Genomic DNA, 20,238 nt, shown 5'->3' with positions numbered 1-20,238 from the left:
CCCAGAGGGGAGAGCCCGTGACGGCGAGGGAGAACCACTGGGGCAGGGCGTCATCCTGGCTGACGGTGACCGTGATCATGTTGGGGTTCGCCGCCGCCGGAACCGGCCTCTGCATGGGTCCCGACTGGTTTCTCCTGTGGGCGGGCACGACGGTCTGCGCCATCGGGGTCATCCTGATGCCGGTCTTCCGGGTCTTCCAGGACGTCGTCGTGGACGGGCCCCGCACGACGCGCGACCAGAGCGCCCGGGGCGTCCTCGGCTGACGCCGGGTGGGGTTCGCCCGCACCCGACCAGGATCCACCCCGTCCGGCGATGTTCTGACACCTGCATAGCATTTTCGTCGGTGTCAGACGCTAGCCTCAGCCGCACACCGTGTTGTCTCCTCCCGGGGCGGTCAATGAAGCTCTCCCTCTCTTCAGACGAGGCCCGTCGTATCATCCTCCGCGCTCAGGGGTTCCTCGGCGCGGAGTCCCGACGCGGCGGCGCCCCCGCGGCCCTGCGCCGCCTGGGTGCCGTCCAGCTCGACACGATCTCCGTGCTGGCCCGCTCCCACGAACTGGTCGCGTACGCCCGCCTCGGCGCCGTCGGCAGGCGGGAGGTCGAGCGGGCCTACTGGGACGAGCCCGCCAGGGCCTTCGAGTACTGGTGTCATGCCGCCTGCGTCCTGCCGATCGGCGACTGGCCGCTGTACGCCTTCAGGCGGAGGCATTTCCGGGCCAGGAAGTTCCGCTGGCACGAGGTGCCGGACAGTGTCGACAAGGTGCTGCAACGGGTCCGCGAGAGCGGCCCGATCACCACCGCCGACATCGGCGGAGCCAAGAAGGGCGGCCCGTGGTGGGACTGGTCCGACTCCAAGATCGCCATTGAGTGGCTGCTCGACACCGGCGAGGTCGTCTGCACGCGCCGGGTGGGCTGGCGCCGCGTCTACGACCTGGCCGAGCGCACGGTCCCCGGGCACCTGCTGGCCGAGGAGCCGTCCGACGCCGAGTGCGTCACCCGGCTCGCCGGCATCGCCGGGCGCGCGCTCGGGGTGGCCACCCGCGCCGACCTCGTCGACTTCCTGCGTCTGAAGGCGCCCGAGGCGCTGCTGCTCGACAGGTGCCTGCGCGACGGGTCCGCCGGGCTGGTCCCCGTCCGCGTCCCCGAATGGCCCGAGCGCGCCGCCGACGCCTGGGCCGATCCCACCGCGCTGGAGACCGAGCCCAGGGGCCGGCACCGTACGACCCCGCTCTCCCCGTTCGACTCCCTCGTCTGGGATCGCGCGCGCACCGCCCGCGTGTTCGGTTTCACCCACCGCCTTGAGGCGTACGTTCCCAAGGAGAAGCGCGTCCACGGCTACTTCACGATGCCGGTCCTGGCCGGAGGTCGGCTGATCGGGCGTGTCGACCCCGCCCGCGAGGGTTCCACCCTGGTGGCCCGCCAGGTGAGCCTTGAACCCGGCGTCACGCCCGGCAGGGGCGCGACCTCGCTGGCCGAGGCGCTCCGCGAGGCGGCGAGCTGGGTCGGCTGCGACGCCGTCCGGGTCGAGCGGGTGGATCCCCTGCTGGCCGGCCCCCTTCAGGACGCCCTGAGCCGGGTGCGCTGAGCACGGGCGCACCGGGCCGGCCTCGCTGAGCCGTGACGCTGAGCCGTCGGGCCGCTGAGCCGCCCGGGCGCCGCAAGGCCCCGGCCGTCGCACTCGTACGGCGGCACGGGTGCGGTGACCGTCCCGCGGTCACCGCACCGGGGGTGGGTCAGGTGATCTCAAGCATCCGCTCGCGGACCGCGTAGACCACCGCCTCCATCCGGGAGTGGAGCTGGAGCTTGTCCAGGATGTTCCTGACGTGGTTCTTCACGGTGTTCTCGGAGATGAACAGCTGCTTGGCGATCTCGCGGTTGTTCATCCCCTTCGCGACCAGGCGGAGCACCTCCATCTCCCGATCGGTCAGGCGCGGGACGGGGAGCTGTGGGGGCCGCTCGGCCTCCTTGCGGCTCATGCTGGCGAACTCGCTGATGAGCTTGGCGGCCATCGCCGGATTGATCAGCGACTGTCCCTCGTGGACACCGCGTACGGCCTCCGGCACCTCGTCGAGCTGGACGTTCTTCAGCAGGTAGCCGGTGGCCCCCGCCTTGATCGCCTCGAAGAGATCTTCTTCCTCGTCACTCACGGTCAACATGATGATCCGCGTGCTCGGCACCGAGGCCTTGATCTCACGAGTGGCCTCGATACCGCTTCTCCGTGGCATCCGGACGTCCATGAGCATGACATCCGGAGTGAGGCGGTCGGCGAGCTCGACCGCCTCCTGCCCGTCGCTCGCCTCGCCGACAACCTCGATGTCCGTCTCCGCGGCCAGCGCCATCTCCAGACTGCGGCGGATCAGCGCGTGATCGTCAACGATCAGCACGCGGATCGGTTCGCCGCGTCCGGTCGAGCTGGTTGCGTCGTCGGGTTCCGTCACGCCTCCTCCTCGGGGGGCCAGAGCCGGTGGACCGCCATGATTACACGGGTTTCATGGTCCTCGGTTGGTCGGAGAGGATCTTTGAGCGCGTCCGTCAGGGCTCGACGAGCCGCAGCACGCCGTAGTTGTACCCCTGACGCAGGTATACGACGCTCGGCTGCCCACTCTCCTTGTCACGGAACAGGTAGAAGTCGTGCCCCACCAATTCCATCTCGAGAAGTGCCTGGTCGATCGTGATGGGATCGGCCTTGTGGAACTTCTCCCTGACCATCAACGGCCCGTCTCCGTCCATCTGGATCGGGATGATGGTCTTGTCCTCGGAAAGGTCGGCCTCTGCCTGCTCGGTGAGCGACCGGTCCGGGACGCTCTCGAACGTCTCCGCGAGCGCGGTGGCCGTCAGTTCGGCGACCGAGGGGGGGCAGTGGTTGCCGTGATGGATCTTCCTCCGGTCGGCGAGGCGCCGCAGCCGTCCTTCGAGCTTGCCGAGTGCGATGTCAAGGGCGGCGAAACGGTCGTCGGCCGAGGCCTCCGCCCGGACCGCTGGACCACGTGAATGAATGGTGAGCTCGACGCGCTCTCGCTGATCGACGATACGGGGATTACGTTCCTTGGACACCTCCACGTCAACGCGAATGAGCTTGTGGTCCAAACGCTCGATCCTGGCCAGCTTGGTGTTCACGTGGTCACGGAATCGGTCACTCACTCCGGTGTGCCGACCCTTGACGATGATCTCCATGCACGGCCCCCCTTCGAATCTCGACGGTGGTACTGCGGCACCCGCTCGGCCGACCTGGTCTTCGTCCCCACATCCGCCTGCTGAGGGTTTCGCAGCTCTTTGCCACTACATGCCCTTCTCTTCTGGCGAGGAACATCTGGCTCCCCGGGAAGGCAGGACTTACCTCTAAGCCGCACCGTGATCGATCGACGAAAAGTCGTCTTACGTGGACCGTTTGGCCTGCGGCTGGCATCGGCTAGCCGTGCCGGCCTCCTGTCGGAGGTCGGTCCGGCGCAACCACGGACCCGAGCGGGTGCCATGGCTCAGACGCTATCCGCATCCCGGCCGAATGTCAGCTTGGGGATCGGGTCAAGGATCACTTTGTGTGGTTCACAGCCTGGCGGCCGATCATCAGAGACCCTGTCCCCATGGGTGGGCGGTGCCGGAGGCGAGGGCTGCTCGCCACCGTTGAGCAGCCCAGAAGGCGCGATCGAGACAGTGAGGTGTGGCGCTGGAGTGAGATGGGACGTCGAACCGCTCTTTACCCTCTGTCACGTTCGCCGGTTCGGGCTCTCCGGCGTGTCGCGGCGACCGTGGCGGCGAAGGACGGCGTCACACCGACCTCGCGCATCGCCCTCGCCGCCTCCGCGAGCGTCGCTCCGGTGGTGACGATGTCGTCGACCAGCACAATCACCTCTGTGCCACCCCAGGAGCGCGGCACAGGCGCGTTGCGGCCGACCGTGACCGAGAAGGCCGCGGACAGATTCGCGGCCCGCTGGAGCGAACTCAGCCCCGCCTGGTCGGCGACACGCCGCCGCTGGGCGAGAACCCTCGCCACGGTCGCGGGCCAGCCGGCCTGGCGGAGGCAACCGGCCGCCAGCTCCGCGAGCCTGGCCACCGGATCGTGCCCGCGGCGCCGGTGGGCCGCTCGGGCGCTGGGCACCGGCACGAGCAGCACCGGCCGCTCGCCGGCCGCCGTGGCGACGGCCAGGGCGAGGGCCCCGGCCAGGGGAGGGGCGAGGGCCGTGCGGCCGCGCTCCTTGTAGGCGATGACCGCCCGCCGTACGGCGGGGGTGTATTCGGCCGCCGACCAGCACTCCGGCAGGCCCGGCGGGGCGGGGTCGGGCATCCGGCGCGCGGGCGTTCCGTGCAGCTCCGCCGCGCAGCGGGGACAGACGAGGGAGCCCGGCGCGTCGCATCCGGCGCAGCGGGGCGGCAGGATCAGGTCGAGCATGGCGGTCGTCACCAGCCCAAGGTGTCATATCGCACCGACAAAAAGCCCAGCCCAGGGCACCGGCCGGGATCTCGCCCCCGCCTCAGGAGGCCTGAGGCGGCCCGTGGTCAAGGCGGCTCAGCCCAGGGGGAAGGCCGGCGAGGACGGGCCGTTCTCGGTGAAGTCCGTCGAACCGGTCTCGTTCTTGACCAGCGGCTCCCACTTGGTGGAGGTCCAGTAGAGGACCTGCCGGTTGCCCTGGTCGTCCTTGGCCCCGGCCAGCAGGATGCTGTCCAGCGCGGTGATGCTCTCTATCCCTATCCGCGAGTCGAAGGCCAGGGGCTTCGGCTCGGCGGTGACCGACGCCTCCAGCAGTTCCGACTTGCCGGTGAGCGCGTAGAGGGTCTTGCCGTCCTTCCAGGCTATGTCCTCGATCGTCCGCTTGCCCTCGCTGTCCACCACGATCTGGAGGTTGGCGATGCGCGTGTTCTCCCGCTCACCGATGACGGTGCCGACGTGGACCTGCTCGCCCAGCCCGTCCTTGACCACCACCGCGACGTGCACGCCGTCCCGTGCGACCTTCAGCGACTTGACGTAGACCGTCTCCAGGTCGGGGGCCGACACCCGGTAACGGTGCTTGTTGTCACCGTCGTGCCTGGTCACGATCGAGGTGTGGTCGTTGGGCCGGTCGACGGTCCAGAGCGTGTTGTAGCGGTCCCACGACGGCTGGATGAGGGATTCGCCCGTGGCCCACACCCGCCACTCGCCGCCCGCGGCGAGCGGCGCGACGGAGACGCTCCTGCCGTCCTGGGCGAGCGCCGCCACCTGCTGCACCGGCTGGCCGCTGATCGCCGGGCGGGTGAGCCCGTTCCTCTGCTGGCCGGCCCTGCCCGGCACCGGCCGCCCGACGTTCTCCTTGTCCAGCAGCCACAGGGCGCCGTCGGCGAGATAGAACGAGGTGACGGCGTCGGGGATCGTCCACGGGTCGAAGTTCGACTGCTCCTGGGCGTCGATCTGCAGCGGCGTGTCGGCGTAGTACGACTCGCCGTTGACCTTGACCTCGAACCCCCAGCCGCCCTTGGTGAGCGCGGTGAGCGTCGCGGCGAGCTGGGCCGACATCGGGTCGATCAGGTCGGGGTCCACCCGCCTGGTGAGGTCGACGACGACCCGGTTGTTCTCGGTGGTGACGTCGATGAGCTCGGTGTCGGCGAGGGCGGAGCGCACCGAGCCCTTGAGGGAGCTGCTCGGTCCCCGGAGCAGCCGCTCCACGGTCGTCTTGGCGAAGTTGGCGGCCGGGTCGATCGGTACCCGCACCTGATCGACCACCAACCCCTTCCAGTGGGAGTCGAGGAAATAGAGATCCACGGGGAGGTAGCCGCGGGCGACGTCGGCCTCGGAGAGCAGGAGCCCGTCGGGGGCCGCGCTGATGCGCCACTCACCGCCCGCCTCCTTGGCGAGCGTGAAGGGCTGGTTCAGGGGGCCGCCGCTCGGACGGTAACGGCCATCCTGATCGATGATGGCGGTTTTAGTGCCCTTGAGCGTGACCTGGGCATGCTTGTCCTCCTCCCGGAGCGGCGCGAACTTCTCGTAGTCGCCCTGCCGGTAGACCGTGACGCCGCTGTGCGGGTTCCACTTGTCCGCGAAGTCACCGGTGAGGTATCGGCGGGCGACCTGGAAGTCGGGGTCGTCGGGGCTCGCCATCGCGGCGCGGAAGCCGGTGACGACCTCCTCCGGCGACCACGCGGCCTTCGGCGGCATGGCGATGACCCGCGCGTACGGGTTGTCCAGCGGGTTGCCCTTGCGCTCGTTGTCGACGGCGACGACGGACTTGCCCCCGGTGGGGATGACCGAGCAGGCCGACGCCCCGCAGACCAGGGTGACGGCCAGGATCGCCGTCCCCGCCTTCCGCACGTTCTCAGTCCGCATCGCGTCCCCCGTCGGCCACCGCCGGCGACAGCACCGGCGTCATGTGCCCCCGCCACGTGCGGCGCATCTCCACCTCCGGCGGTACCAGCGGCAGCGGCGAGCCCCGCAGGACCGCCCCCGCCACCCTGGGCAGCGAGAGCCGGAACTGCGACCCCTCCCCGTGCGAGCCCCAGGCCTGCAGCCAGCCGCCGTGCAGGATGGCGTCCTCCCTGGAGATCGCCAGGCCCAGTCCCGTACCGCCGATCGTGCGCGCCCTGGACGGGTCGGCCCGCCAGAACCGGTCGAAGACCAGGTTCTCCTCGCCGGGTTTCAACCCCACCCCGTGGTCGCGTACCGCCACCGCCACCGCGTCCCTGTCGGCGGCGACCGAGACGACGATGTCCCGGCCCTCGCCGTGCTCTATCGCGTTGAACAGCAGGTTGCGCAGGATGCGCTCGACCCTGCGGCTGTCCATCTCCGCCATGCAGGGCTCGCCGGGCAGGCGCAGGTCGAAGCGGGTGGAGTGGCGCTCGGCCAGCGCCTCGGAGTCGGCGACGGCGCGGAGCACCACATCCCTGACGTCCACCGAGTCGACGTCGAGGTCGGCCGCGCCCGCGTCGTAGCGGCTGATCTCCAGGAGGTCGGCGAGCATCGCCTCGAACCGGTTGAGCTGGTTCTGCATCAGCTCGGCCGATCTGGCCGCCATCGGGTCGAAGTCCTCGCGGGCGTCGTAGAGCAGGTCCGCGGCCATCCGCACGGTGGTCAGCGGGGTGCGCAGTTCGTGCGAGACGTCCGAGACGAACTGCCGCTGGACCTGGGAGAGTTCCTCCAGCTGGTGGATCTTCAGTGCCAGGTTGGCGGCCATCTCGTTGAAGGAGGTGGCCAGGCGGGCCAGGTCGTCCTCGCCGCGGACCTTCAGACGCTCGTCCAGGCGCCCCGCGGCCAGCCGCTCGGCGGCCTGCCTGGCCAGCCGCACCGGCGTGACGACCTGGCGGGTGACCAGGGAGGAGATCGCGGCCAGCAGCAGCACGAGGCCGGCGCCGACAAGGATGATCATCTGCTGGACGGAGGCGAGTGTCTTCTCCTCCTTGTCCAGCGGGACGAGGTGGTAGATCTCGTACGACGAGTCGAGCCTGGTCCCCCAGGTGTCGAGGCGGGTGCCGATGATCATCCCGGGCACCGGCTGGTCGGGCTGCCCCTTGTAGTACAGCGGGGTGTACCAGGTGCTGTCCTCGCCCGCCTCCTTCTTGAACAGCTCGTCGCGCTGCCTGGCCGGGATGCTGACCGGATCGATGTTCGTGGTGCCGTAGAACTCCCCCGGCAGCCCCTCGTTACGGATGATCACCGAGTAACGGCTGGCGGACCCGGCCCGCCGCGCGAGCGCCTCGGTGGCCTGGCTGAGCGGGCCGCTTCCCCCGGGCTGGAGTGCCTGGCCCGACTCGACGGGCTGCTTGGCGGCCTCGACCGGCTGGTTGAGATAGCCGAGCACCGCGTTCCTGTCGGCCTGGGCCTCGCTCTTCGCCGCGCTCTCCCTGGTCTCCAGGGTGGTCCTGACGATCTGCTGCATGAGGAAGACGCCGAGCACGGCGACGACCACGATGGAGATGACCATCGTGCTGGTGACCACGCGCAGCTGGAGCGAGCGCCAGAAGACACGGCGCGCCCTCCCGGCCGCCCGCCGGGTACGACGCCGGACACCCCGCAGCAGCTGGCGCGGGGTGCGACGGCGTTTCTTCGGCGCGGGAGGCATCTCGGGCTCCGGGGGGAGTCTCGGCTAGGCCGGGCCGGCCTTGTAACCGACCCCCCGGACCGTCACGACGATCTCGGGATGCTCCGGGTCCTTCTCGATCTTCGCTCGCAGTCGCTGGACGTGCACGTTGACCAGGCGGGTGTCGGCCGCGTGGCGGTAGCCCCAGACCTGTTCGAGCAGGACCTCGCGGGTGAAGACCTGGCGCGGCTTGCGGGCGAGGGCGACCAGCAGGTCGAACTCCAGCGGGGTGAGGTTTATGGTCTCCTCCTCCCGCTTGACCGAGTGCCCGGCAACGTCGATGGTGATGTCGCCGATCTGCAGGATCTCCGGCGTCGGCTCGTCGGTGCGGCGCAGCCTGGCCCGCACCCTGGCGACGAGCTCCTTGGGCTTGAAGGGCTTGACGATGTAGTCGTCGGCCCCGGACTCCAGGCCGAGCACCACGTCGATGGTGTCGCTCTTGGCCGTCAGCATGACGATCGGCACCCCGGACTCGGCCCGGATCCGGCGGCAGACGTCGATCCCGTCGGCGCCGGGCAGCATCAGGTCGAGCAGTACAAGATCCGGCCGAGTGTCGCGGAACGCGTCGAGCGCCTTGTCACCATCGGAGACGAAGGAAGGTTCGAAACCCTCCCCGCGCAGCACGATACCGAGCATCTCGGCGAGAGCGGCGTCGTCGTCGACGACCAGCACGCGTCCTTTCATGGCCCCTCATTCGGTTTACGCAGTTCGGGAGTTATTGGGATAAACCGCTCGGTCGTCGAAGATTACCCTTGCCCGTCAAGTAGATGACACCGGTCGACGACCAGCCTTCCAAATGACGAACTTTAGGCGCACACAACGTGAAGCGCGCAATGGTGCCCCCGCACGGTCACCGTCGGTCCCGGCGACTGCGAACGCCGGGCGGCGATGACCACGGTCCCAGTCTGCGGTAAACGACGGCGTCTCGGCCATCCCTCTGGCATCTCCGCCGCTCTCCGGGGAGATGAAACGTCCGCGTGATCGCCCGATCACCACGAACGGTGTGACCACATGCCAGGATTGGGATATGTCAGACGGTCACGGCTCCGCTCCCGGTACGCCCCCGGGCTGGGCGTCCAACCAACCTCCGCCGTACGGCGATGCCCCGGGATCGCCGTGGACCGCACCCGGCTCGGCCCCCGGCTCCCCCGCGGGCCCGCCGCCTTCCGGGCCGCCCCACGGCCAGGCACCGCACCGGCAGGGGCCCTACGGCCCGCCGCCCCCTGGCTCACCGCCCTACGGCCCGCCGCCCTACGGCGTGCGCCAGGAGCCCCCCGCGATGCGCCCAGGGATCATCCCGCTGCGCCCGCTCGGCCTGGGCGACATCCTGGACGGCGCGATCAAGCTGATCCGCTCCAACCCCAAGAGCGTCCTGGGCCTGTCCGCGATCGCCGCGGCGCTGAGCGCGATCCCCTTGGCGATCGGGGAGGCGCTCCTACTGGGCTCCGGCGCGACGCCTCTGGAGAACCTCCCGGAGGCGAGCTTCCTCGCCCAGTACGGCGGCGCCCTGCTCTCCTACGCGGTACAGCTCGTGGCGGTGACGCTGCTGACCGGCGTGCTGACGCGCATCCTGGGCCGCGCCGTCTTCGGCGGCAGGATGACGGCGGGCGAGGCCTGGACGCTGACCCGGAGCCGGGTGCCCACGCTGTTCGGGCTGGTAATCGTCAGCACGGTGGCCCTGCTCGCCCCGCTGCTCCTGATCGTCGGACTGTTCGCCGCGCTCGACGCGGCCGGTGCCGAACTCTCCGTGGTGGTCATCGTGGGCCTGCTGGCACTGCTGGCCTTCGTGGCGTACGCCTTGTTCATCACCACCCGGCTGGCGCTCGCCCCCGCGGCCGCGGTGCTGGAGCGGCTCGGCGTCGTCGACTCCCTGCGCAGGTCCTGGAACCTGGTCTCCGGCGGCTTCTGGCGGACACTCGGCATCCTGCTGCTCACCCAGATCATCGCCGGTCTGGTCGGCACGGTGCTCTCCTTCCCGTTCACCCTGGGCGGGAGCCTCCTGGGCCTCCTGGGCGGAGGTTCCCTCGGGGCGCAGATCGCCACGGCGGTCCTCATCGCCGTGGGCGCCACCGTCGGCGCGATGATCACTTATCCCTTCCAGGCCGCGGTCAACGGCCTGCTCTACGCCGACCGGCGGATGCGCACCGAGGCGTTCGACCTGGTGCTTCAGACCGCGGCGATCGAGCAGCGGCGGCAGGGCTGGGTGCACGCCTCGGCCGACGACCTGTGGGACCCCTCCGTCACGCCCACCGGCCCCGCGCGGCATGGGTTCCCCGATCAGGGAGCTCCGTGGTCCCACTCCTGACGTTCCCGTTCCTGACGTCCCCGATCGACATCGAGCGCGAGGAGGCTCGACGCCGGGCGATCCAGGAGCTGCTCGGAGCCGAGTACGCCAAGGAGCCCCTGGTCGACCGCCTCTGGCGGGGGGTGAACCAGTTCCTCGGCGACCTGCTCGACCAGGAGTCCGCGGGCGTCGTCGGCAGCCTGGCGGCGCGGGCCGTCCTCATCGTGATCGTGATCGGGATCATCGTCGCGGTGTTCCTGGTCGCCCGCAGGACCGCCAGGGGCACCTTCGCGCGCACGGAGGGTCTCTTCGGTGACCGCCGCCTCACCGCCGCCGAACACCGCGAGGCCGCCGAGCGGCTGGCCGTGGCGGCGCGGTGGGCCGAGGCGGTCCGCGAGCGGCTCCGGGCCGTCGCCCGCGACCTGGAGGACCGCGTGATCGTCGACTCCACGCCCGGCCGCACCGCCGGGGAGCTGGCCACCGAGGCCGGGCGCGCGCTACCCGCGCTCGCCGCCGAACTGACCGCGGCGGCCCGGGTGTTCGACGACGTGACCTACGGCGAGGTGCCCGGCACGCCCGAGGCGTACCAGGTCATGTGCGCTCTCGACGAGCACCTGCGCGCCGCCCGCCCGGCGCCGCCCGTACGGATGGAGACGCCATGAGCCTGGCCGCGCCCGAGCGAGCCGGGTCGACCTCCACCTCACCGACCGCCCGCGGCCTCTGGCGCGGTGGCAGGGGCGCTCTCCTGGTGGCGATCCTGGTGGTCGCCGTCGCCGTCACCGGCGTGCTGCTCGGCGGCTCCGGCCAGGAGGGCAGGCCTCTCGACCCCGCCGACACCTCACTGTCCGGCGGCAAGGGCCTGGCCCGGCTGCTGCAGGCACGGGGGGTGCGGGTCGCGCGGGTCACCTCGGTCGCCGAGGCCGAGTCCCAGGCCAGGCAGGCCGGTTCCATCGGTAGCACCCTGCTGGTGAGCGACATCTCCCCGCTCGACGAGGCGGAGGCGGATCGGCTCGCCGCGACACCGTCGGACCTGCTGCTGGTGGGCGTACGGTCACATCTGGAGCGGCTCGCGCCGGGGGTGAGCCCGGCGCGGGAGGTGCGGGCGCGCTCCCGCGAGCCCCGGTGCGCGCTGCCGGCCGCGACAAGGGCGGGCAGCGCCTACCTCGGCGGCACGGCGTTCACCCTGCCCGCCGGGGCGACCGGCTGCTACCCCGCCGACGGGCGGCCCACCCTGGTCGTCCACCCCACCGGGGACCGGAAGGTCACCGTCACGGGCGACGGGCAGTTCATGACCAACCTGCGGCTCGCCGAGGACGGCAACGCCGCGCTGGCGATGAACCTCGCCGGCGGCCGGCCCACCCTGATCTGGCTGACGGCCCCCGAGACCGCCCCGCCGGCGGAGGGCCGGGCCGGTTTCTACGACCTGGTTCCCGAAGGGATCAGGTGGGCCGTGGTGCAGGTGTTCGTCGCGGTGCTGCTGCTGGCGCTCTGGCGGGGCCGCAGGCTCGGTCCCGTGGTGGCCGAGCGGCTGCCCGTCGTCGTCAGGGCGGCCGAGACCGTCGAGGGACGTGCCAGGCTCTATCGTGCGAGGCGGGCCCGCGACCGGGCCGCCGCGGCCCTGCGCGCCGGCTTCACCGACCGGGTGACCCCCCGTCTCGGGCTGCCCTCGGGGGCGGGAGCCGACGCGCTGGTGAACGCGATCGCCGAGCGGACCGGCCAGCCGGCGCCACATGTGGGCGCCGCCCTGTACGGACCTCCGCCACTCGACGAGGCGGGGCTGGTAGCCCTGGCCGAATACATGGACATCGTGGAAAGGCAGGTCGGAAAGTCGTGACCACACCACCGGGGAACGGCGATCTCGCCGAGGCGACCTCCGTCGTCAGGACCGCGCCCGGCGCACCCGCCGCGCAGAGCGCGGACGGCGCCAGGGAGGCGCTGGGAGCCCTGCGCGCCGAGGTCGCCAAGGCGGTCGTCGGCCAGGACGCCGTGGTCACCGGGCTGGTGATCGCACTGCTCTGCCGGGGCCACGTGCTGCTCGAAGGCGTGCCGGGCGTCGCCAAGACCCTGCTGGTACGGACCCTGGCGGCGGCGCTCTCGCTCGATTTCAAGCGCGTGCAGTTCACCCCCGACCTCATGCCGGGCGACATCACCGGTTCGCTGATCTACGACGCGAAGACCTCGGAGTTCGAGTTCCGCGAGGGTCCGGTCTTCACCAACCTGCTGCTCGCCGACGAGATCAACAGAACCCCTCCGAAGACGCAGGCCGCGCTGCTGGAGGCGATGGAGGAGCGCCAGATCAGCGTGGAGGGGGCGGCGCGCGGGCTGCCGGACCCGTTCATCGTGGCCGCCACCCAGAACCCCGTCGAGTACGAGGGCACCTACCAGCTGCCCGAGGCGCAGCTCGACCGGTTCCTGCTCAAGCTGACCGTCCCGCTGCCGCCCCGCGACCAGGAGATCGCGGTGCTGGAGCGGCACGCGCTCGGCTTCGACCCGCGCGACCTGTCGCACATCAGGGCCGTGGCCACCGTCGCCGACCTCGCCGCGGGACGCGCGGCGGTCAGCCAGGTGCACGTGGGCCCCGAGGTGCTCGGCTACATCGTGGACATCGCCAGGGCCACCCGCCAGTCGCCCTCGCTCCAGCTCGGCGTCTCGCCGCGTGGCGCGACCGCGCTGCTGGCCGGGGCACGGGCCTGGGCATGGCTGTCGGGCCGCGGCTACGTGACGCCCGACGACGTCAAGGCACTGGCCAGGCCCGCGCTGCGGCACCGGATCCAGCTACGCCCCGAGGCCGAGCTGGAGGGCGCAACCGCCGACGGCCTCATCGACGCCGTCCTCGCCTCCGTCCCCGTACCCCGCTGACCCATGGCGCTGACAGGACGGGCCGCGCTGCTGGCCCTGCTGGGCACCCTGGTCGTACTGTTCGCCCCCCGCCCCGGGCCCGCCCTGGCCGGGGTGGCGCTGTTGATCGCGGTGCTGGTCGTGATCGACCTGCTGCTGGCCGGAAGCGTGCGCCCGCTGCGCTTCACCCGCTCGGGCGAGCGGCTGGTACGGCTCGGTGAGTCGGTCACGGTCGAGCTGATCGTGGCGAACCCCGGCCCCCGCAGGGTGCGCGGCGTGCTCAGGGACGCCTGGCCCCCGTCCGCCGGGGCCACGCCCCGGCACCTGCCGTTGGACGTGCCGGCCGGCGAGCGCCGCCGCCTGGTCACGACGCTCACCCCCACCCGCAGGGGTGACCGCGAGGCGGTCACGGTGACGGTCCGGGCGCTGGGGCCGCTGGGCATCGCGGGCCGCCAGGGCTCGCACCGGGTGCCCTGGTCGGTCCGGGTGCTACCGCCCTTCCTCAGCCGCAAGCACCTGCCCGCCAAGCTGTCCAGGCTCAGGGAGCTGGAGGGCCGGCATCCGTCGATGGTCAGGGGGCAGGGCACCGAGTTCGACTCGCTGCGGGAGTACGTGGTCGGCGACGACGTCCGCTCGATCGACTGGCGGGCCACCGCGCGCCGCAACGACGTCGTGGTCCGCACCTGGCGGCCGGAGCGCGACCGGCGGGTGCTGATCGTGCTCGACACCGGCCGTACCTCGGCCGGGCGGGTGGGCACCGCCCCGATCCCGCTGGCCGGCGAGGTACCGAGGATCGGCCGGCAGGGCGGGTCGCGGGTGGTGCCCGGCTGGCCCCGCCTCGACTGGTCGATGGACGCGGCGCTGCTGCTGGCCGCGCTGGCCTCCCGCGCGGGCGACCGGGTCGACTTCCTGGCCCACGACCGCGCGGTGCGCGCCTGGGTGTCCGGCACCGGCCGTACGGAGCTGCTGTCCTCGCTGGTCAACACCATGGCTCCGATCGAGGCCGAGCTGGTCGAGGCCGACTCGGCCGGGATGGTCGCGGCGGTCATGTCACGGGCCAGGCGGCGCTGCCTGGTCGTCGTGCTGACTGACCTCAACCCGGCGGCGCTGGAGGAGGGCCTGCTGCCGGTGCTCCCCCAGCTCTCCGCCCGGCATCTGGTGCTCCTGGCCGCCGTCTCCGATCCGCAGGTGGCCGAGATGGCCGCCGGGCGCGGCACCTCCGAGCTGGTCTACGGCGCGGCGGCGGCCGAGCACCTGAGTGCGGGACGGCGGCGGATCACCGCCCTGCTGCGCCGCCAGGGCGTGGAGGTGGTGGACGCCGCCCCCGAGCAGCTCGCCCCCGCCCTGGCCGACGCCTATCTGGCGCTGAAGGCGGCCGGACGGCTCTGAGGAACCGTTCCGGGTGCCCGACGGCACGTCCGGGTGGCCGACCGCGTCCGGCGGGATCTGACGCCCTCCGGCCGGGCGCGCCGGGCCGGGCCGGGCGGTTCCGGTACGGCGCTCAGCCGGCGCTCGGGGCGAGGTCGGGAGCACGCTCCAGGTCGCCGGTCTCCCCCTCGGCCACGGCCCGGCGGCCGAAGAAGATCACGTAGGCCAGGAAGGCCGCCTCCGCGACCACCCCGATACCGATCCGTGCCCAGGTGGGCAACCCCGAGGGGGTGACCAGCCCCTCGATCAGCCCGGAGATCAGCAGCACCACGACCAGGCCGAGTGCCACGCTCATCACGGCCCTGCCCTGCTCGGCCAGGGCCTCCACGCGCCTGCGCGGACCGGGGTCCACGACCGTCCAGCCGAGGCGCATGCCGACGGCGGCGGCGAGGAACACCGCGGTCAGCTCCAGCAGGCCGTGCGGGGTGATCAGGCCGAAGAAGATGTCGAGCTTGCCGCGCGAGGCCATCAATCCCGCGGAGACGGCCACGTTGACCGCGTTCTCCCACAGCACGTACGGGATCGGCAGGCCGAGCAGGATGGACATGATGATGACCTGCATCGAGACCCAGGCGTTGTTCACCCAGACCTGGCCGGCGAAGGAGGTCGCCGGGTTCTCCGAGTAGTAGTCGGCGAAGTCGTGCTCGACGAGCTGGGTGATCTGTTCCGGGGTGGCGATCGCCGCCTGGACGCCGGGGTTTTTCGCCACCCAGACGGCGACGACCGTGGAGACCAGCAGGAACGCGGCGGTGGTGGCCATCCACCACCAGCGGGCCCGGTAGGCGACCACCGGGAAGGAGACGGTGAAGAAGCGGATGAACTCCCGCCAGGCCGGGGTGTGCGCCCCGGTCACCGCCGAGCGGGCCCGGGCGACGAGCGCCGACAGGCGGCCCACCAGGATCGGGTCCGCCGAGGCCGAGCGGACCAGGGACAGGTGCGTGGCCACCCGCTGGTAGAGGTCGACGAGTTCGTCGACCTCGGTGCCGTCCAGCGAGCCGCGCCGCCGGACCAGGTCCTCAAGGCGGTCCCAGGCGGGCCGGTGCGCGGTGACGAAGGCGTCGATGTCCACGCGGGCAGCCTATCCAGTCACGGGTAGGGTGCTGATTGTGTCCGATGTCGTAACCGGCGAGGCCGTGGTCGTCGAGGTCCGCGTCGCCCAGCTCCCGAGCAGGGCCGCGGCGCTGCTGATCGACATGGCGGTCCAGGTCCTGATGCTGCTGGGGATCTCCCTGCTGGTCGGCAACCTGGGCCTGCTGAGCGATCCGGCTCTGACCACGATGGTCTACCTCGTGCTCACCGTGCTCGTGATCGTGGGATACCCGGTGGCATTCGAGACGCTCACCCGCGGGCGCAGCCTGGGAAAGCTCGCCCTCGGACTCCGGGTCGTCAGCGACGACGGCGGTCCCGAGCGGTTCCGGCAGGCCCTGTTCCGCGGGCTGGCCGGGGTCCTGGAGTTCTGGATGCTCAGCGGCGCCCCCGCGCTGATCAGCTCGCTGATCTCGGAGAAGGGCAAGCGGCTCGGCGACATCTTCTCCGGCACCATCGTGATCTCCGAGCGCGCTCCGCGGCAGTACGGGCCTCCGCTGGACATGCCGCCGCAGCTCGCCTCCTGGGCGGCGACGCTGGAGCTGTCGCGGCTGCCCGAGCAGGTCGCGGCCACCGCGAGGCAGTACCTCATGCGCCGGCACGATCTGGCCCCCGCCGTACAGCACGGGATGGGGGTGCGCATCGCCACCGAGATGTCGGCCTTCGTGTCCCCGCCCGCCCCGCCCGGCGTGCCGCCGTTCGCCTACCTGACCGCTGTCCTGGCCGAACGCCGGCGCCGCGAGCAGGCGCGCCTGGCGCAGCGGACCGGCACGTACCGGCCCGCCCAGCAGTGGCCCGGCCACGCCTCGCCCCAGCCCTACCTGACCGCGCCGTCGCCCCGGCCTTATCCGCCTCCCGGAAGCGGAGGCCGGCCGTACGCCCCTCCCGGGGCCGCCCCCGAGCCCTACGACCGGCCCGCCTACCGGCCGCCACAGCCGCGGATCCCGCTCCCTCCCCCGGCCGGGCCGCCGTATCCGGCACCCCCGCCGCCCGCGGCCCGGCCCGTCGAGCAGGCGCCCGGCCCCACGCCGGGCGGTTTCGTCCCTCCGGCCTGACCGCCCCGGACAGGCAGGCCGTACGGGCGGCGAGACGTCGCCTTCCCCAACGACGACCGCTCGTCCGCCGTCCACGGGCGAATCGCGAGACCACGGCGCCACGGGTGCCCGGCAGGCGAAGAGGGATGGCGGGAGACCCGCCACCCCTCTTCTCACCGGACCTGCGAACCCGGCACCGCTGTCATCTCAGGGCGCTCAGTGACCGCCCTGGTAGGAGGCCTGGGTCTGCACGTTCAGCCGGTCCAGGCGCACGTTCCCGGCCGGGTCGGTACGACGGTCGTTGATCTTGATGACCTCCAGGCCCCGGTAGAAGTCACTGGCGTAGACATAGCCGTTGTAGTAGTACGCCGACCAGATTCCGCCGCCTCCGCCGTTCGGCTCGGGGCCGCGCTCGAAGAAGCCGAACTCCTGCGGGTGGGCCGAGTCGGTGAAGTCCACGAAGGAGACGCCGCCCTGGTACCAGGCCTGGACCAGGATGTCCTTGCCCTTGACCGGGATCAGCGAGCCGTTGTGCGCGACACAGTTCTCGGTGTCGGCCTGGTGGCGGGCGATCTTGAAGTAGCTCTTGAAGACCAGCTTGCCGCGGACGATGTCGTAGATGGCGTCGGCGCCGCGGTTCGGGCCGACCACCTCGTTGCAGGTGGCCGCGCCACCACCGCCGAGCTCGTCGGTGAAGATGACCTTGGTGCCCCTGTTGTTGAACGTCGCCGAGTGCCAGAACGCGAAGTTCGGGTCGGTGGTCCGTGCGGTGACCACCGGGTTCTCCCGGTCGGAGATGTCGAACAGGACGCCGTCCCCCATGCAGGCTCCGGCCGCGATGTCCTTCTCCGCGTAGACGGTGATGTCGTGGCAGCCGCTGGTCGGGCGCAGCAGACCGGGCTGCGTCTCGTTGCCGCCGTCGGGGAAGACGACCGGCGTGCTGACCACGGCCGCGTCGGTCGGCTTGCGCAGCGGCACCTTGATGATGGAGATCTTGTCGTGCGGCGGCTGGCAGTCGGGGAACGACTCGCTCGGGGCGTAGGAGGAGATGTAGAGATAGACGTTCTTCTTGTCCCGGCCCTTACCGGGAACCAGCGTCAGGGTGTGCGAGCCACAGGCGGTTTCCACCGCCTTGATGTACTTGGGGTTCTGCTTGTCGCTGATGTCGAAGATCCGGACGCCCTCCCACGACTCCTTGACGTCGGCGCCCTGACCGACGCTGTTGCAGGAGTCGTCGCTGCGGGAGTTGTCGACCGCGCTGAACAACAGGTCGCCGTAGACGGAGACGTCCATCTGGGAACCGGGGCACAGCACGCCGCTGACCAGCTTGGCCCGCTTCGGGTTCCTGATGTCGTAGATCGCGAAACCGCCGTAGTTGCCGACGTAGGCGTAGCCATCCTGGAAGGCGATGTCGCTGTTGACGGTGGTCTCAAGGCCGGGAAGTTTGGGCAGGGTGGCCACGTGCGTCACGTTGGGACTGGTGACGACCTCACCGGGCGGGGGGATGTCGGCGGCCTGGGCGGAGACCGTGGTCATCAGCATCGCGGCGGCCGTCGCCGCCACGAGCAAAGCCCTGACGGTCCTTCGTGGAGCGAACACTCGAGTGCCTCCTTGGAACGGACATAAGGCATGCATAAATTAACAAATTGTCCGCACTGACACCCGGGCCAACAAGGCGTGACTTTGTCACAATAAAATATGATTTAACCTCTTTACTGAGGCCCTGAACAAGTTTACTGTCTACCCCCCCTTTTCTCGATTCACCCGGCGCCCCCCCATCACGGATGATGGCCACCGGGCACCCGACGGGTGCCCGGTGGCCATCACATCAGAGGTCAGTGACCCTTGTTGTCGGGGTGGTAGGAACCCTGGGTCTGCGGGTTCAGGTCCTTGAACTTGACCTTGTCGGCCTTGTCGGTGAGCTTGTCATCGATCTTCAGAACGTCAAGACCAAGGTTGAAGTCGCTGCCGTAGATGTGGCCGTTGTAGTAGTACGCGGACCAGAAGCCACCGCTGAGCCTGTGGGCGCTGTCGGGGCCGCGCTCGAAGAAGGCGATCTCCTTGGCGTCGGCCGAGTCGGTGAAGTCCACGACCGAGATGCCACCCTGGTACCAGGCCTGGACCATGATGTCCTTGCCCTTGACCGGGATCAGCGAGCCGTTGTGCGCGACACAGTTCTCGGTGTCGTCCTGGTGGCGGGCAATCTTGAAGTAACCCTTGAAGGCGAACTGGCCGTCCTCGATGTCGTAGTAGGCGTTGGCGCCGCGGTTCGGGCCGATCGCCTCGTTGCAGGTGGCCGCGCTGCCACCGCCGAGCTCGTCGGTGAAGATGACCTTGGTGCCCTCGTTGTTGAAGGTCGCCGAGTGCCAGAACGCGAAGTTCTCGTCGTCCCGGACCGTGGCGGTGACCTTCGGGTCGACCGGGTTGGAGATGTCCATCAGGACGCCCTCGCCCATGCAGGCGCCGGCCGCGACGCCCTTCTCCGGGTAGGCGGTGATGTCGTGGCAGCCGCTCGTCGCCGAGGTGCGGTAGGGGTACGGCAGGCTCTCGCCGGGGTTACCACCGTCCGGGAACAGAACCGGCGTGGCGACGACCTCGGCGGCCGTCGGGTTCTTCACCGGCACCTTGATGATCGAGATCTTGTCGTGCGGCGGCTGGCAGTCCGGGAACGACGCACTCGGGCTGTAGGAGGAGACGTAGACGTAGACGTTCTTCTTGTCCCTGCCCTTGCCGGGGACGAGAGTCAGGGTGTGCGAGCCACAGTTGGTCTCGACCGCCTTGACGTACTTGGGGTTCTGCTTGTCGCTGACGTCGAAGATCCGGACGCCCTCCCACGAGTCCTTGATCGCGGCGCTCTGGCCGACGCTGCTGCAGGAGTCGTTGTTGCGCGAGGAGTCGACCGCGGCGAAGAGCAGGTCGCCGTGGATGGCCAGGTCCATCTGGCCGCCGGGGCAGACCACCGAGCTGACCACCGAGGTCTTCTTCGGGTTCTTGATGTCGTAGATCGAGAAGCCGCTGTAGTTACCGACGAAGGCGTAGTCGCCCTGGAACGCCATGTCGGTGTTGATGTCCGTCAGGTTGGCGGGCTTGGGCACGTTGAGGACGTGCTCGATGTTCGCGCTCTTGGCGATCTCGCCGGGCGCCGGGATGTCGGCGGCCTGCGCGGGTACCGCGGCCAGCACCGTGGCGACGGCTACTCCGGCCACGAACAGGAAACGGCCGGTCAGGCCCTTCCCAGAGGGGGTGAACACTCGTGAACCTCCTAGCTACATGCACTGATAAAGCGTGCATAAATGTCTAAATCGTTCATCCTGCACGGCCGGTCAGGCAACCCGTCACAGTGTCAGCAACTGTTTTCGATATGTGGTCTTTACGGACAGCCCCGAGAGGGGTTACGGTCTTGCGGCATTGGACATACAGCCCGAAATACCCCGTATCTTCGGTGCGGGCCCCTCTCGTCATATCGGCCCGACCCGTTAGGGTTGGGGTGTTCCGCAGCAGCCACGTTGGACATGGCGTTCCAGACGGG

At 70.5% G+C, this 20,238-nt stretch carries 17 protein-coding genes; 8 read left to right on the top strand and 9 right to left on the bottom strand.

Translation table 11 applies throughout. The features are described from left to right. The first annotated feature begins 17 nt into the window (after positions 1-17). Positions 18-263, top strand: coding sequence for an HGxxPAAW family protein (locus tag ACQP0P_RS09380; protein WP_433373612.1), 246 nt, complete (start codon positions 18-20; stop codon positions 261-263). Positions 264-397: 134 nt separating this feature from the next. Beyond that, a complete protein-coding gene (locus ACQP0P_RS09375) occupies positions 398-1,585 on the top strand; it encodes a winged helix-turn-helix domain-containing protein (protein WP_433373609.1) in 1,188 nt (395 codons plus the stop codon). Positions 1,586-1,733: 148 nt separating this feature from the next. Here the strand turns inward: ACQP0P_RS09375 and ACQP0P_RS09370 are convergent, their stop codons facing one another. From ACQP0P_RS09370 to mtrA, 6 genes are all read right to left on the bottom strand, one after another. Further along, positions 1,734-2,438: a response regulator gene (locus tag ACQP0P_RS09370; protein ID WP_030907303.1), complete on the bottom strand. Its 705-nt coding sequence runs from the start codon at positions 2,436-2,438 to the stop codon at positions 1,734-1,736. Positions 2,439-2,532: 94 nt separating this feature from the next. Then, positions 2,533-3,174 carry a ribosome hibernation-promoting factor, HPF/YfiA family gene (gene hpf, locus ACQP0P_RS09365; RefSeq protein WP_433373606.1) on the bottom strand — a complete coding sequence of 214 codons (642 nt, stop codon included), beginning with the start codon at positions 3,172-3,174 and terminating at the stop codon, positions 2,533-2,535. Positions 3,175-3,694: 520 nt separating this feature from the next. Continuing rightward, complete coding sequence (locus ACQP0P_RS09360; protein ID WP_433373603.1) at positions 3,695-4,399, bottom strand: ComF family protein; 705 nt, start codon at positions 4,397-4,399, stop codon at positions 3,695-3,697. 105 nt (positions 4,400-4,504) lie between these two features. Beyond that, positions 4,505-6,292 (bottom strand): LpqB family beta-propeller domain-containing protein, encoded by a 1,788-nt coding sequence (locus ACQP0P_RS09355; RefSeq protein WP_433373600.1) that lies wholly within the window; start codon positions 6,290-6,292, stop codon positions 4,505-4,507. Next, positions 6,282-8,021: an MtrAB system histidine kinase MtrB gene (gene mtrB / locus ACQP0P_RS09350; protein ID WP_433373599.1), complete on the bottom strand. Its 1,740-nt coding sequence runs from the start codon at positions 8,019-8,021 to the stop codon at positions 6,282-6,284. The genes ACQP0P_RS09355 and mtrB overlap by 11 nt, the downstream gene beginning before the upstream one ends. 24 nt (positions 8,022-8,045) lie before the next feature. Next, complete coding sequence (gene mtrA, locus ACQP0P_RS09345; protein WP_030907316.1) at positions 8,046-8,723, bottom strand: MtrAB system response regulator MtrA; 678 nt, start codon at positions 8,721-8,723, stop codon at positions 8,046-8,048. 595 nt (positions 8,724-9,318) lie between these two features. Here mtrA and ACQP0P_RS09340 point away from each other — a divergent pair. The 5 genes from ACQP0P_RS09340 to ACQP0P_RS09320 all read left to right on the top strand — a co-directional run bounded on the left by ACQP0P_RS09340 (position 9,319) and on the right by ACQP0P_RS09320 (position 14,550). Next, positions 9,319-10,344, top strand: a complete 1,026-nt coding sequence (locus tag ACQP0P_RS09340; RefSeq protein WP_433373596.1) for a hypothetical protein — start codon at positions 9,319-9,321, stop codon at positions 10,342-10,344. Continuing rightward, positions 10,329-10,985, top strand: coding sequence for a DUF4129 domain-containing protein (locus ACQP0P_RS09335; protein ID WP_433373593.1), 657 nt, complete (start codon positions 10,329-10,331; stop codon positions 10,983-10,985). The genes ACQP0P_RS09340 and ACQP0P_RS09335 overlap by 16 nt, the downstream gene beginning before the upstream one ends. Further along, entirely contained in the window at positions 10,982-12,157 is a 1,176-nt protein-coding gene (locus ACQP0P_RS09330) for a DUF4350 domain-containing protein (RefSeq protein WP_433373590.1), read from the top strand. Before ACQP0P_RS09335 ends, ACQP0P_RS09330 begins: the two co-directional genes overlap by 4 nt. A gap of 101 nt (positions 12,158-12,258) precedes the next feature. Then, a complete protein-coding gene (locus tag ACQP0P_RS09325) occupies positions 12,259-13,182 on the top strand; it encodes an AAA family ATPase (protein ID WP_433381781.1) in 924 nt (307 codons plus the stop codon). 3 nt (positions 13,183-13,185) lie between these two features. After that, complete coding sequence (locus ACQP0P_RS09320; protein WP_433373587.1) at positions 13,186-14,550, top strand: DUF58 domain-containing protein; 1,365 nt, start codon at positions 13,186-13,188, stop codon at positions 14,548-14,550. A 112-nt stretch (positions 14,551-14,662) separates the two neighbouring features. Here the strand turns inward: ACQP0P_RS09320 and ACQP0P_RS09315 are convergent, their stop codons facing one another. Continuing rightward, a complete protein-coding gene (locus ACQP0P_RS09315; RefSeq protein ID WP_433373584.1) occupies positions 14,663-15,658 on the bottom strand; it encodes a stage II sporulation protein M in 996 nt (331 codons plus the stop codon). A 37-nt stretch (positions 15,659-15,695) separates the two neighbouring features. Between ACQP0P_RS09315 and ACQP0P_RS09310 the strand changes: the two genes are divergently transcribed. Beyond that, complete coding sequence (locus ACQP0P_RS09310) at positions 15,696-16,730, top strand: RDD family protein (RefSeq protein ID WP_433373581.1); 1,035 nt, start codon at positions 15,696-15,698, stop codon at positions 16,728-16,730. A gap of 195 nt (positions 16,731-16,925) precedes the next feature. On the opposite strand, the gene ACQP0P_RS09305 is transcribed toward ACQP0P_RS09310, so the two are convergent. After that, the gene (locus ACQP0P_RS09305) at positions 16,926-18,308 is read right to left on the bottom strand and encodes an LVIVD repeat-containing protein (RefSeq protein WP_433373578.1); all 1,383 of its coding nucleotides are present in this window, start codon (positions 18,306-18,308) and stop codon (positions 16,926-16,928) included. A gap of 236 nt (positions 18,309-18,544) precedes the next feature. Further along, a complete protein-coding gene (locus ACQP0P_RS09300) occupies positions 18,545-19,960 on the bottom strand; it encodes an LVIVD repeat-containing protein (protein ID WP_433373575.1) in 1,416 nt (471 codons plus the stop codon). Between the last annotated feature and the right edge of the window lie 278 nt (positions 19,961-20,238).

The organism is Streptosporangium sp. CA-115845, from assembly GCF_050943795.1.
Lineage (GTDB): Bacteria > Actinomycetota > Actinomycetes > Streptosporangiales > Streptosporangiaceae > Streptosporangium.
This window is presented reverse-complemented; position numbering and strand designations above follow the sequence as displayed.